Here is a 14,309-nt window from a genome sequence, read left to right as displayed (position 1 = left end):
AACTGAATGACGAGGAAACTGGAATATCTGAACGAGATCGAGCGCTGCGTCTCCTGGCTCGCAGCCTGGACGATCCACCACGCCAACCACGTCCGCGAGGGCGATGAGATCAAGGTCGGGGGGCATCAGGCCTCGTCCGCGTCGCTGAGCACCATCATGACCGCGCTCTACGGTTCGGTCCTACGCCCGCAGGATCGGGTGGCGGTCAAACCCCATGCGGCGCCGATCTTCCACGCACTTCAGTATCTGGCGGGCAACCAGACTCACGAAAAGCTCATGAACTTCCGCGGCTACAAGGGCGCGCAGAGCTACCCTTCGCGGACGAAGGATGTCGACGATGTCGACTTCTCGACCGGGTCGGTGGGTCTCGGCGTTGCTCAGACGCTGTTCTCGTCGCTGGTGCAGGACTACGTCTCGGGTCACGGCTGGATGAAGGAGCGTGCCGAGGGCCGAATGGTCAGCCTGATCGGCGACGCCGAGATGGATGAGGGCAACATCTACGAGGCCCTGATCGAAGGCTGGAAGCACGGGCTCAGGAACTGCTGGTGGGTGGTCGACTACAATCGCCAGTCGCTCGACGCCGTGATCCGGGAGGGCCTCTGGCAGCGGTTCGAGCAGATTTTTCGCAACTTCGGCTGGGACGTGATGGTCCTGCGCCACGGCGCTCTGCAAGAGGCTGCCTTTGCCGAGCCGGGGGGCGAGAAGCTGCTCGAGTGGATAGAGCGCTGTCCGAACCAGCTCTATTCGGCGCTGACCTTCCAAGGGGGTGCTGCCTGGCGCAAGCGGCTGCTCGACGAGATCGGAGACCAAGGGCGGGTAACCACTCTGATCGAACGCCGCTCCGACGACGAGTTGCAGGCGTTGATGACGAACCTTGGCGGGCATGACATGCCGAGCCTCCTCGAAGCCTTCGAGGCGGCGTCCAAGCATGACCGTCCCGTCTGCTTCATCTGTTACACCATCAAGGGCTACGGTCTGCCGCTTGCCGGACACAAGGACAACCACGCGGGGCAGATGACGCCCACGCAGATGGAAGACTACCGCCTGCAGATGGGCGTAAAGCGGGGTGAGGAGTGGGACAAATGGGCGGCCGCCAACTTGCCGGAAGCGGAACTTGACGCCTTCTTCGCAAAGGCGCCGTTCTTCAGTGAGGGCCGTAGGAGGCTGTCTGCGCCGTCGGTGCCGGTGCCCGAAACCCTTCCGTCACCGGGGCAGCCCGGCAAGCCGCTCTCGACCCAGATGGGCTTCGGCCAGATCCTGAACGACATCGCACGAGAGCGCAGTCTGCTTGCCGACCGCATTGTCACCACCTCGCCCGATGTGACGGTCTCGACCAATCTCGGTGGCTGGGTCAACCGGCGCGGCCTTTTCGCCCGGGAGACCATGGCGGACACCTTCAAGGCCGAACGCATTCCGTCGACCTTTACCTGGGAATTTGGGCCGAAGGGGCAGCACCTCGAGCTCGGGATCGCCGAGTCGAACCTGATGATCATGCTCGGGGCGCTCGGTCTCTCGCACTCGATTAATGGCGTGCGCCTACTGCCGATCGGGACAGTCTATGATCCCTTCATCTACCGATCGGCCGACCAGCTAAACTACGCCTGCTATCAGGATGCGCGCTTCATGCTGGTCGCAACGCCCTCGGGCGTGACGCTGGCGCCCGAGGGCGGGGCACACCAGTCGATCGGCACCCCATTGATCGGCATGGCGCAGGATGGGCTTTGCGCCTTCGAACCGGCCTTCGTCGACGAACTGTCCGTGATCATGCGCTTTGCCTTCGATTACATGCAACGTAATGGCGAGGGAAATCCGGATGAAACGACGTGGCTGCGTGATCAGACCGGAGGATCGGTCTATCTTCGCCTGTCAACCCGGCCGCTCGAGCAGCCGCTGCGCGACATGAAACCGGCGCTCGCGCGGGACATCGTCAATGGCGCCTATTGGCTGCGTCCGCCCGGGCCGAACGCGAGTGTCGTCATTGCTTACCAAGGCGTTGTCGCGCCGGAGGCGATTGCCGCGACGGGTCTTCTGGCGGAGGACCGGCGCGATGTCGGGCTGCTCGCGATCACCTCCGCGGACCGGCTTAATGCGGGCTGGCAGGCGGCGGAACGAGCCCGGCAGCGTGGCGCGATTGGCGCCCTGAGTCATATCGAGCGGCTGCTCGCGCCGCTATCGCGTGACTGCGGCATCGTCACCGTGATCGACGGCCACCCGGCGACGCTCGCGTGGCTCGGTGGGGTTAACGGGCATCGCGTGAAGGCGCTCGGGGTCGAGCATTTCGGCCAGACGGGGACTATTGCGGACCTCTACCGTCACCACGGCCTGGACACCAACGCCATCGTACATGCGGCACAGGCGGTGAGTGCGGGACCGGCTGTTCGCTACCGGAAGGCGCTGCCTTGACCATGAGCTACCGGACGCTTCGGGCCGGTACGGATCGGCTCACGTCCACCGCCCCGCCATTTCCACGGGCGTTCCGGTTCGCTTCAAAGCGACAGCTGCCAGGGACACTGTGGACGTTCTGATCGCGCTAGAGTAGCTCGTGCGACCCCCAGGGTCACCTGGAATACGCAGGGAGGCGGCTTTTATTTAGCCTTGCGTCCAATTACGAATTCGATCCAGTCCAGTCCGGAGCAAAAGCTCCGCGTCCTCCCGATTTTCGGCTTCGACGTAGCACCGCATTTCCGGGGCATTTCCGGATGGACGCAAATGCAAGACACGCTTATCCGCGAGAGTGATACGAAGCCCGTCAACATCGCTAACCTTGCTTACCACTCCAATCGACCCGACGAAGGCGGCGATGTTAGTTTCCGCTGTACGAAGGTATGTCATGAGGCGAGTGCTGCTTTCGACGGAAAAATTTTCCAAGCGATCCGCCACCGCCGCTGGCAATTGAAAGGAACTGCCAATCTCCGACAGTGGCTGCCCACTTGTATTAACAAGGGAAAGTGCCGCAAGGATGGGGAGAAAACTGTCGCGTGTGGGTAGCGCTGGCAGTTTAGTTCCGTTCGGGTCAAAGTCCGTGCCGGTCAAAAAACCACCGTTTGCTTCGAAACCAACCACGCGCTCGTGACCCAACGCAACCAAATCGAGCATGGCAGCAATAACAAATGGCGATCCAACCTTAGTACGTACAACTTTGAAAGAACCTGCGGTCTCGATACCAGAGTTTGATGTGACCGGCGTGACGACCGTCTTCGCTTGCAGGAAGTTCGCCGTAACCAGGCCTAACAAATCACCACGAAGGGGGTCTCCGTGGTCGTCAACTACCAGTGGGCGGTCACCATCGCCATCTGCCGAGACGATCGCATCAAGTCGATGCTCTTTGGCCCAGAGCTTGAACTGTTGAGCAGTCTCGACAGGGACCGCTTCAGTGTCGACAGGAATGAAACCTTCCGAACGTCCCAGGGTTACGACCGTCGCACAGTGACATGAGAGAATGTCAACCAAGAGATCGCGCGCGACTGTGCTGTGCTGATATACGCCCACCGTTAAGCCCTTTAGAGCATTATTCTCCATAAGCTTTCGATTGCGCGCCATGAAAAAGGCCTTGCATTCGGCCTCCCGGTGCTGCCGACGTGCAACAGCACCTTCAAGGACGTATCCGTGCTTCTCCAACTGCAAGGCGATGCGCGTTATCTCCCGCTCATCACCTTTGTCGATCTCACCGTCGGGTCGATAGAATTTTATTCCATTACGGTCGGCCGGAATGTGCGAGCCTGTGATCATCAAACAACCACTCTTACGCGCCTGAGCATACAGTGCCAGGGCAGGGGTGGGGACTGCGCCGCAATCGATTACGATGAAGCCGAGCGCCGACAGTGCCGCCGCACAGACGGCGGCGATGGCCGGACTCGAGGCGCGAAAGTCGCGCCCTATGAGTATCTCGTCGCCAATTCTGGCCAGGCCGGATTCCAGCAGGAATGTCGCGAATGCCGTTGCATATAGGGCAGAGGCGGCTCCTGCCAATTCTGTCGCTAGGCCCCGTAATCCACTTGTTCCGAATTTCATACCAAATCCGACGTTGCTAACTGGTTTTTAAAGGTGACATGCTCAAACCTTGGCTCGTCCGGAATGCCCATCGACAGATCCCTCGGACGAGAACAAGAAGTACATTCCGTTAGCGTAGACGCGTTCGGTTCTGTACGGTTACCCTTGTGAGGATTGGCGCGGTCGGCGTCGTCGTGGGCAGCGCACCGTGACCTTCATGGCGACGAGGTTGGAGCGGATGGGGTTGAGATCCGGCAGGGCTCCTCGCGGCTGGCTCACATGAGCGCTCGCCATCGAGTGATTGTCTCAGTCCACATTAGCTCTGGGTCCCGAAAGCGCGTACAGGCCTGAGACGCAGCAAATCCTTTTATTTATCGCCGTTCGGTGTAGCTCCCGTTCAGAAATGCATGATAGGCACTCTCGATGCCTTCCATGAGAGTGATCTTTGCTGCCCATCCCAAAGTGCGCAGCTTGTCGACGCTCATCAGCTTTCGCGGTGTACCGTCAGGTCTAGAGTAATCATGCGCAATCTCCCCAGTAAATCCGACTACACGGCAGATCATTCTTGTCAGCTCTAGGATCGTGATGTCCTGTCCGCAGCCGAGATTGACGTGATCATGGTCAGAGTAGTTCTTCAGAAGGAAGACTAATGCGTCGGCGCAGTCATCGACGTGCATGAATTCCCGACGTGGTGTGCCCGTGCCCCAGATGGTGATTTGCTTATCACTTATGAGCTTAGCTTCATGCGCTTTCCGGATCAGCGCTGGGACGACGTGGCCTGACTGCAAGTCATAATTGTCGCCTGGCCCGTAGAGATTCGTCGGCATAGCGGAGATGTAATCGCGGCCATATTGCTTGCGATAGGCTTGAGCCATTTTGATGCCGGTGATCTTGGCGACGGCGTAGCATTCGTTGGTGCGCTCTAGTGGGCCGGTCAAAAGCGCGCTTTCAGGAATGGGCTGTGGTGCCATCTTCGGATAGATGCAAGACGAGCCGAGGAAGAGGACGCGGTCGACATTGTTTTCGTGGGCTGCCGCGAAGATATTGGCCTCGATCATCAGATTGTCGTAAAGAAAGTCGACCGGATAGGTGGCGTTCGCGAGAATGCCGCCTACCTTTGCCGCCGCCATAATGATAGCGTCCGGTTTCATCACTGCCACGAAGTTTTCAACCTCGGTCTGTCGCTTGAGATCTAGCTCTCCCCGAGGGGCGGCCACAACTTTGCAGTCTTCAGACGCGAGTCGGCGTACAACAGCGCTGCCCACCATACCTTTGTGGCCAGCGACCCACACGGTTTTTCCGTTCAGATCATACATTACGCTTCCTTCATGACTACAGATGTCTGCATGACCTTCAGGTCTTCGCGGACCATTTCCGCAGCAAGGTCGCGCACGGATATCTCATGCACCCAGCCGAGCTTCTCCTTCGCCTTGGTAGCGTCACCCAGGAGAAGATCGACTTCCGTGGGGCGGAAGTAGCGTGGGTCCACTTGGACTAGGCATCTGCCGCTCGCTAGATCATAGCCTTTTTCGTCGACACCCTTGCCACGCCATTCGATCTCGACGCCGACATCTTCGAAAGCCCACTCGACGAATTGGCGGACAGGAGTCGTTTTGCCCGTAGCCAGCACGTAATCATCCGGTTGATCCTGCTGCATCATCATCCACATACCTCGCACGTACTCACGCGCATGGCCCCAATCGCGTTGAGCATCGAGATTGCCGAGATAAAGCTTGTCCTGCTTGCCCAGGTAAATAGCAGCGGCAGCGCGGGTGATCTTGCGCGTCACAAAAGTTTCGCCACGAAGGGGGCTTTCGTGATTAAAAAGAATGCCGTTGGAAGCGTGCATACCATAGCCCTCGCGATAATTGACGACCATCCAGTAGGCGTAGAGCTTGGCGGCGGCGTAAGGGCTGCGCGGATAAAAGGGCGTCGTTTCGTTCTGCGGTACGGACTGCACGAGGCCGTATAGCTCTGACGTCGAGGCTTGATAGAAGCGGGTCTTGTCCGTCAGACCGAGGAGGCGAATCGCCTCAAGAAGTCGCAATGTACCGATACCGTCCGCGTTTGCTGTGTACTCAGGTGTTTCGAACGACACCTGGACATGGCTCTGAGCAGCCAAGTTGTAAATTTCGTCTGGCTGAGATTCCTGAACCACGCGGATGAGGTTAGTCGAATCAGTGAGATCACCGTAATGCAAGATTAAGCGCGGATCGGATTCGTGCGGGTCTTGGTAGAGGTCTTCGATACGACCGGTGTTGAAGGAAGAGGAACGTCGCTTAATCCCATGAACGATGTAGTCTTTTTTGAGAAGAAGACGGGCAAGATAGGCACCATCCTGTCCAGTTATGCCCGTAATAAGAGCAACTTTCCTGCTATCACCCATTCTATTCCTGCTCAATTAGAGTTTAAACTTTCGGCTCCGGCTCGCCACGCCGACACAATGTGCGGCCCGCCCCGTGCCCTATGGAGCACTTCGACAGATGCGGCGCGAAGATCGTCATTGACGATCCGCCAGCCGAGCACACCTGCTCTGCTTAGAGTCACGAGCAAAAATAGAATCGCGCCGCTAACCTGTCGGACTCATACATGCGGTCTGAGTGCCGCTCAGCTCACGCCCTGAGCGACATGTACTCCCAGCACCTTGCAGCTGATTTGCTCTTCTATCAGCGAGTGAGGACGCCTTTCTTTCTTGCTTCAGCGTCTTCTAATGGGAATTGTTTGGATCCGTGAAATCGATTGTTTGGATAAAGTGCATCCACAGAATGGATGGTCTGAGCGAGCAGCGGGGGCGCATCGCCGGCCCGGAGTCGTAGCGCGAGCTTCCGTTCGGGGCGAGGACAAAGTTCGTGGCCGCGAGCGTCACCACAGCATCCGGCACAGGTCGTGCAGAACTTTGGGAGCCGACTGCGGATTGTGTCGATCAGCTGGTTCCAGGCGCGTCGAGCCATCGACCTCATCTCGCCCGGTACCGGTTGCTGTATGCAGCCTTGCACCCTTGGCGTACGGCGTCGACGGAATGATTTGCTTCGGCAGGCAGTGTCGTAGCGTTTCCGGCTGTTTCGGCTCTATTGACCGGGCCCGCGTCAGCCGAGCCCCTTCATCATGGCATCCAACACATGGATGGCCGGCATCCACTCAATAGATTTTACATATGCGGCGGAGGCCCAGTAGAGAAGGCTGAACCGGAAGCGAGGGCAACCCCAAGCGAGGGCATCGGCTTCAAGCTTTGCGAGCGTCACGGGATTAGTGGGCAGTGCTGAGTTGCTCTTCTGCCCTATGGCCCGGCCTCTGCCAAGGGCCCGGCGTCAGGGTCTACTAGTGTCGACTAAGGATTCCAAACCGGATGCAACCTCCTCTCCGAAACGAGATTTCCGAAAATGCATGTTAGTGGATTGGAAAAGCGCCGGTTCGTCGTCTCTCGGAGGCGTACGGGGTTCGGTGATTGTCTGTGGTCATTGGCGGCCGCTTGGCGCTACGCGCAGCGGTCGGGACGAACTCTAGTCATCGACTGGCGGGGGGCCTGCTACCTCGACCAACCCTTCACAAATGCGTTTCCGGTGTTCTTCCAGCCGATCAATGACATCGCTGGCGTGCCGGCTATTTCCGACGACCGGATCAACGACGTTTCCTTCCCTGGTCCATTCTTCCCGGAGTGGTGGAACAGGCCGGCGATCGAGTGCCTTTACCGGCCAGATGAGCAGATTTTCCAAGAGCGCGACGAGTTGGGCGAGCTCTTTCAGGCCGAACACGATGTCGAAGCGAACACAGTAGTGTGTGACGCTTGTCTGATGTGGCGGTGCGATGAGGATGCAGAGCGGCAGGTGTTCCAGAGTGTCCAGCCTCGGCCAGAAATTCAAGCCCGCATAGATGCCATTTATCAGGAATGTTTTGAGGGGCACAGCATCATCGGGATTCATGTTCGGCACGGTAACGGTGAAGACATCATGGAGCATGCGCCCTACTGGGCCGATCCGGAGCTCGCCGTTCGGCAAGTGTGCGCTGCAATTGACAAGGCTAAGGCGTTACCGCACCCCAGGCCTGTGCGGCTGTTCTTATGCACGGACAGCGCGCGGATACTGGATCTTCTGTCGGCCAGGTTTCCCGATCTGCTCACTGTCCCGAAGCACTTCGGATCCAATCAAGGTGGCCCCTTACACACTGCAGCACTCGGGATTGACGGCGGAATTTCCGCCCTCGTTGAGATGTATCTTCTCGGGCGCTGCGATACCGTAATTCGGTTTCCCCCGACGAGCGCCTTTACACGATATGCACGCCTTTTCGCACCACGGGTAATTGAATTCGATCTGAAAGAGCCAAGTCGTTTGACTTTGATAGAAGGCAGCCAAGTCTCTGATCTCAGTTAAGACCCGCCACCTGCGCAATTCGGCAGACGCAACCAACAGGCATAGTTGAATGCGCATTTCTCACCGACGCCAGTGGAGGCGTCGTACATTACCGATACCGTCGTCATCTGACGCCGCCTGCAACGCGCCAGAACTTCGCTGTTACGCGGGGGCCGCAGACAAGCCAGAGCGACGGCGATCGTGACGCTGACGCTCGAAAGAACGCGGGCGATCACTCCAGAGACGAAATTGAGGTTGGTTATGAAAGTCATTCCCGTGATCATCAGCGGCGGAGCCGGATCGCGGCTATGGCCCGCCTCAAGGCAATCGCACCCCAAACCTTTCCTCAAAGTGGCGGATGGATATTCTCTCATTCAGCAGACTGTGCTGCGCGCCGCTTCGATAGAAGGTGTCGTGGAACTCGTCGCTGTGACATCCGGGGACCACCTCTTCCTGACCAAGGACGAATTTGACGAACTGGATTCCGTGGTCCTGCCACGCACCTTTCTGCTCGAGCCCGAAGCTCGGGATACGGCCGCCGCCGTGGCTGCAGCCGCGATCCATGCGAGGGCAACGCAAGGCCCTGACGCGATCCTGTGCGTCTTCCCGGCCGATCACCTGATTAGCAACCTGCCTGCGTTTCTAGACGTCATGGGCCTGGCCATGGAACATGCGAAGCTCGGGCGGATCGCCACATTGGGCGTCACCCCAACCAGACCGGACACCGCATTCGGCTACATCGAAGCAGATGGTGAGAACGTCGTCCGTTTCGTTGAAAAACCGAATCTGGAGACAGCCAAAGCCTATGTCGCGTCTCAACGCTTCTTCTGGAACGCCGGCATCTTCTGCTTCAGTGCGCAAACCATGCTCGACGAGATGGTTTTGCATTGTCCCGAGGTGCTCCAGGCCGTCGCCGACAGCTATGAGAACGGCCGCGCCAGTCAATGCCAAGGCTTTGCCAAAATCGAACTCGCGCCTGAGCATTTCGGTTCCGCGCCGCGAATCTCGCTCGACCACGCTGTCATGGAGAAGACTAACAGACTTGCCGTGATTCCCTGCGACATGGATTGGAACGACATCGGATCTTGGAACGCAATGGCCGATTTGATCGCCCCCGACGAAAGCGGGAACAGGATACGCGGCGATGTGCACATGGTCGACACGACCGGCACATATGTGAGCTCCGACAAGCGCGTCATCGGCACGGTGGGCGTAAGCGATCTGGTGATCGTGGATTCCCCGGACGCTTTGCTTGTCACATCCCGCGACCGCGTTCAGGACGTTAAGAAGCTCTTCGAGGGCCTCAAGGCTTCGGGACATGAAGCTCATCTGGTCCATAGCACGGTACACCGGCCCTGGGGTACCTATACGGTTCTGGAGGAAGGCGAGCGCTTCAAGATCAAACGCATCGAGGTGAAGCCCGGTCGCCAGTTGAGCCTGCAGATGCACTATCATCGTTCGGAGCACTGGGTCGTGGTCAGCGGCTCCGCCAAAATCGTCAATGGCGAGCAGGAGTTGTTCCTGGGGACAAACGAATCTACTTACATCCCCTGCGGCCATAAGCATCGGCTCGAGAACCCAGGCAGAATTGACCTGGTTATCATTGAAGTGCAGAGCGGCGATTATCTCGCCGAGGATGATATCGTTCGCTTCGACGACGAATATGGTCGAACGTAGATAACAGTACAAAAAACGTTAAACGGCGAGCCGTCGCTCAAGGATCTCTGTCGTGGGTTCTGGGCCTAACATTGACAAAGCAGCGGGCCGAGCGTGTCATAGTATCCGCCCCGCACTCTCATCAGGCACTCGATCCTGGTCGAAAACATCGGTGAGCGCTTGACAGCGCGCCGTCCGCGGTAACGAAGACTTCAGATCTTTTTAGGCGGACCCGTTGCTCAGCTGTTCAACGGCACAGCCGTATTTCAGCCTGTAGGCGGCAACGAAATCCTCATCGCTGCAGATGCAGCGGCCGCTGGAATCTTTGGCTTTCGGATCATGGAGGTAAGAACCAAGGGGGCGCAGTAGATTCACGCGAGTGCTGGTCGTCGGACTCATCGGAAAACCCGCACTATGCTTGACCAGGTCTGCGGCAAGCATGATCCCGGCAAGCGCTGATTGAAAGGCCATCGGAACCACGGTTCGAACGAGACGACTTCCATCGCTAAGCTGGAACCCGCCGCAGATAGCCTGCTGATAAAAGGAACGGAGGGGCTGGCCAACAAACGCGGCGAGCGGCCCAAACGGCACAGCCATCGCCGTAGCCACCCGAGCTACGAAGGAATTGACGGGGGCCCGCACAAGCGGTGGAGCATCAAGGGCGGTGGACCGAAGGGCGTTGGTTGCAAGGGCCGCCTTAGAGAGGCCGACCTCCGCCTGACCTGCCAACACGTAGCGCTGCAGGTTTGAGAGTTCGATAGCTTCGTGGCCGGCGATCTATCAGTTGCGGCATTGTCCCGGCAGCCGCCTGAGGTTCGCCTGTGTCGTGTCACCTGCAAATTCGAACAAAGTCAGGACAACGACTTTGACAAATCTTAGAATCGGCGGATGATGCCCACTCAACTTACCAGTGATTCACGTCTAGTTTGGATGCTGTGGCCCTACGAACGGATTGACGGCCGTTTAGGCTTTACCAGCTTCACCATTCAACAATTGATGGGATAGAAGTCATGGCCAAAGACTCTGCGCTTCTGTCTGAGCTGCATAAACTCATCGGGCAACGGATGGAGGCTGGCCAGATCGCGCAGCCAAGCGAGATCGTTGAGGAGATATTCAAAAGTAAACCTCTGACAGGCCCGCATGCCGACTTCTACAGAGCATTTGCCAAGAAAGAACTTGTGGGTGTCGTTACACGTATGTTGAAGCGCGTGGGCATGAGCGACGATCCTGCGTCCCCTCAGATGGTCCTTCCTGGCCATACTCGCTTAGTCAAATCGTATCCTGTGCTTCGGAACGGCGAACGGTCTCTGGTTCCAATAGGCCTCTGCACAACGGAAGAACTTTCTGACCACGTCTCGCTTCTTCGAAAGCAGGCAAAGGGCTGCGAAAACCACGCTGCAGAATTGGTTGAGTACCTTGCCACCAAAACCACCCGGGCGAAAATTGAAGCGCAAATCGAGAGGTCTGAAAGAACCGTAGCCGAACCGGCATGATAGCCGATGTCGCTATTTCCACCATTTCCTCACCTACTTCAGAATACGCCGAAGTAGTGCCTGACCAGATTAGCGGAATTAAACCGTTTGAGATATCGTGGTCCCTGCGTTGGGGGGCACTTCTGATATGGATGTTTACGTCGAAGGAAAGGGGCCAGAGGGTGAAGCTGGGACGCCTTTCCGAATATCGCTTGAGCCGAGCTATAGACATCGCGACGCGCTCAGGCTGCTTTTCATCTTGGTTGCGGGAAGTGAAGATGTCGACAGGCCTACAGAGGAGGTCGTGAGCGTTTTTCGAGCTGAGAAGCGCTTGATGGCAATGGACTTCCTCGTCCGTTATCCTGACTATTTGGGTGACGCCCTGCTGGATCTCTATGAGGAGACCCGCGAACCCGAACTGCTAGAGGCAGTTCAGCGCATCTTCATCAACGACGAGCCTTCCATCAGACTGGTGCGGATGGTCCGCTGGCGGCACGGCGCCTATCAGAACGTCGAGGACGCCCTTGCAATGCTGAGCTACTACGGCTTAGCGAGACCGATGCAACTCGCCGGTGACGACGGCAAAATTCGTCGGTACGAGTACCTTATATTACCAAAGGCGATCTCGTTTCTGGAAAAGTGCGTTCAGGATTACCCGGAGTTGGCGTGGTATCGCGACCGATTAGCGTTGGTAATGCGAGTCGCCAGCGGCAAGAGCGGCTCCGCCCTAAAGGAATGGCAGTATGAGCACCCGCAATATGGAAGCACCATCCAGGGCGACGTGATACCGACTATCCAAGAGCAGGTCGAACAGCGTCTGACCAAATTCGCCGGATTGGAACCATGAGCAAGGAACGGATCATCGAGTCGACCGAGTACGGCTGGATAAGAGCCATAGCCGAGGATAGCACCAGTCCGGAGTCGGATGTTCGAAGCGCGTTGCTCAAGTATGGCATTCGCGCGCAGACTACTCCGCCGCGCGCCAAGAGCCTTCGCTTCGACGGCATCAAGTTGACGGGTGTTCGAGCCGAATCCGAGCGCGACGGACCGTTTCATCTGTCCTGGTCAGACCTAGGGATCGGCATCTGGGCCGTGATGTCCGAGCGCAATCTGCGAGGAAAGTCATCCATCCTGCACCTACTCAACGCAGCTATCCGCGGCGACTTTCCCGGTCGGGTGAAGCCCGACGTTTGGAAGTGGCTGGAAACCATCGAAGTCCGGTATTGTGTCGATGAAGTCCTGCATCGCATGGAGCTGCGCAAGCCTGCCGGCGAGGAGAAGGCGGCGGAGGGCAAGGCCACGCTGAGCCGGAGTGTCAGCGACGGTCAGTGGATCACGCTCTATGAAGGTGACGCTGGAGACGGGCTGAAGTCTCAGACCGAGCACCTGATGATGGAAGAACTAGATTTCCCGGTGATTTATGCCCACAACAAGAACACCGGCGGTCATCCCCATGGCTGGCCTCTGATAGCTTCGACGTTCTTCCTGTCGAGTTCTACTGAGCCGAAGGCACTGTTCGGCGATCTGCCCATAGACGGGCTCCCGCTTCGCCTGCTCCAACTGTTCATAGGGTTGCCGTGGGTCTCTACCTATAGTGCTGCGTTAACCGCGCAGAAGCAGCTCGAGCAGGCACTGGCCGATAGGCCGAACCATTCTGGCGTGAGCGTAGTGCTCGATAGCAGGCTTATCGAGGTTGAGGGCCAACTCGCCAAAGCGAAGGAGGCTCGTGGCACCGATGACCGCAGCGCAAAAAGGCTGGAACTGGCGCGCCTCGATGAGGAGACCGTGACCGATAGGAAGGTGGTCGAGACCGCTCGAATAGCCTTAGAGACGGACACGGCGACCGTCGCGGCCGTCACAGTCAGCTACGACGACGCGCGGCGAAGGCTCAAGCAGCTCGAGGACGAGCGGTCGGCAGGATACTCGTTCCGTCAGCTCAACCCGACTTGCTGCCCTGCCTGCGAGGCAGCGTTCGAGGAGGCCGCGCCTGCGGTTCAGCACGCAGACCACAACACCTGCGCCTTGTGCAAGAACGACTTGCCGGTCCACGAAAACGATCTGGATAGCGATCGCATCCAGTACGCGCAGATCCTGGTTGAGGAACTGGCTTCGTCGCTCCAGATCGCCAAAGCCAAGTTCAAAGCCAGCGAGAAGACAGCAAGGGAGGCGACCGAACGCCTCCGCACCGGAATGAACAGGATGCGAAACCTTCAGGACGCCATCTCAACGTTGCCGACCGACCCCGAACTCATCGTTGTGCAGTTGGAGGCCCGGGCCGAGCAGCTTCGGGAACTGGTCGCCTCACTGCAATCGCCTGCCAACGACGACACCGAGACGCAGAGCGAACTCAAGATCCTTCGTGCCGCTACTGACGCCAGTAAGACGCTGATGACCTCTATGCAGTCGGACGTTCTGACAGAGATCGCTGATTCGGTGATGTCCCTCACGAAGAAGTTCGGTGTTTCCCACATCACCAGCATGCACCTCGACGGCGGTGGGAGGCTGAAGGTCCACCAAGGCGGCGCCGATATCTATTTCAGCAACCTTACGATGGGCGAGAAATTGCGCATTAAGATCGCGACCTCGCTGGCGGCTGTGGAGGTGGCCAAGCGTCGCGGGCATGGCCGGCATCCAGGCTTGCTGATTATCGACTCGCCTGCGTCGGAAGAGGTCGTGAACGAGGACTTCGAGCAGATGCTGGACAGCGTTGCCTCTGCTGCGAAGGACATCGGAGGCGTTCAGATCATTCTCGGCACCATTGCTCGCAGCGCGGTGGAGGCGGTTGTGTCTATTGATCATCGGCTACACGCTAAGGGGGATAAGTACCTCTTCTGAGTGGTCGGCG

At 58.1% G+C, this 14,309-nt stretch carries 10 protein-coding genes; 6 read left to right on the top strand and 4 right to left on the bottom strand.

What is annotated here, in order from left to right:
* Positions 1-6: 6 nt before the first annotated feature.
* Positions 7-2,403 carry a transketolase gene (locus tag NLY43_RS11895; protein ID WP_023711835.1) on the top strand — a complete coding sequence of 799 codons (2,397 nt, stop codon included), beginning with the start codon at positions 7-9 and terminating at the stop codon, positions 2,401-2,403.
* Positions 2,404-2,589: 186 nt separating this feature from the next.
* Here the strand turns inward: NLY43_RS11895 and NLY43_RS11890 are convergent, their stop codons facing one another.
* The 3 genes from NLY43_RS11890 to gmd form a co-directional block, all read right to left on the bottom strand.
* Positions 2,590-4,011: a phosphomannomutase gene (locus tag NLY43_RS11890; protein WP_023711834.1), complete on the bottom strand. Its 1,422-nt coding sequence runs from the start codon at positions 4,009-4,011 to the stop codon at positions 2,590-2,592.
* 350 nt (positions 4,012-4,361) lie between these two features.
* The gene (gene fcl, locus NLY43_RS11885) at positions 4,362-5,306 is read right to left on the bottom strand and encodes a GDP-L-fucose synthase (protein ID WP_023711833.1); all 945 of its coding nucleotides are present in this window, start codon (positions 5,304-5,306) and stop codon (positions 4,362-4,364) included.
* Complete coding sequence (gene gmd, locus NLY43_RS11880) at positions 5,306-6,376, bottom strand: GDP-mannose 4,6-dehydratase (RefSeq protein ID WP_023672397.1); 1,071 nt, start codon at positions 6,374-6,376, stop codon at positions 5,306-5,308. The genes fcl and gmd overlap by 1 nt, the downstream gene beginning before the upstream one ends.
* A gap of 994 nt (positions 6,377-7,370) precedes the next feature.
* Here gmd and NLY43_RS11875 point away from each other — a divergent pair.
* Together NLY43_RS11875 and NLY43_RS11870 are read left to right on the top strand one after the other, a co-directional pair.
* Positions 7,371-8,357 (top strand): nodulation protein NodZ, encoded by a 987-nt coding sequence (locus tag NLY43_RS11875; RefSeq protein WP_023711832.1) that lies wholly within the window; start codon positions 7,371-7,373, stop codon positions 8,355-8,357.
* 240 nt (positions 8,358-8,597) lie between these two features.
* Positions 8,598-10,013: a mannose-1-phosphate guanylyltransferase/mannose-6-phosphate isomerase gene (locus NLY43_RS11870; RefSeq protein ID WP_023711831.1), complete on the top strand. Its 1,416-nt coding sequence runs from the start codon at positions 8,598-8,600 to the stop codon at positions 10,011-10,013.
* Positions 10,014-10,214: 201 nt separating this feature from the next.
* Here NLY43_RS11870 and NLY43_RS11865 read toward each other — a convergent pair whose 3' ends face one another.
* Complete coding sequence (locus NLY43_RS11865) at positions 10,215-10,589, bottom strand: hypothetical protein (RefSeq protein WP_245263882.1); 375 nt, start codon at positions 10,587-10,589, stop codon at positions 10,215-10,217.
* 413 nt (positions 10,590-11,002) lie between these two features.
* Here NLY43_RS11865 and NLY43_RS11860 point away from each other — a divergent pair, with 413 nt between their 5' ends.
* From NLY43_RS11860 to NLY43_RS11850, 3 genes are all read left to right on the top strand, one after another.
* Positions 11,003-11,485: a hypothetical protein gene (locus tag NLY43_RS11860; RefSeq protein WP_023711829.1), complete on the top strand. Its 483-nt coding sequence runs from the start codon at positions 11,003-11,005 to the stop codon at positions 11,483-11,485.
* 313 nt (positions 11,486-11,798) lie between these two features.
* Entirely contained in the window at positions 11,799-12,311 is a 513-nt protein-coding gene (locus tag NLY43_RS11855) for a hypothetical protein (RefSeq protein ID WP_245260670.1), read from the top strand.
* The gene (locus tag NLY43_RS11850; protein WP_023711827.1) at positions 12,308-14,299 is read left to right on the top strand and encodes a hypothetical protein; all 1,992 of its coding nucleotides are present in this window, start codon (positions 12,308-12,310) and stop codon (positions 14,297-14,299) included. The genes NLY43_RS11855 and NLY43_RS11850 overlap by 4 nt, the downstream gene beginning before the upstream one ends.
* The last annotated feature ends 10 nt before the right edge of the window (positions 14,300-14,309 follow it).

Origin of the sequence: Mesorhizobium sp. C416B (assembly GCF_030323165.1) — a bacterium.
Classification (GTDB): Bacteria; Pseudomonadota; Alphaproteobacteria; order Rhizobiales; family Rhizobiaceae; genus Mesorhizobium.
This window is presented reverse-complemented; position numbering and strand designations above follow the sequence as displayed.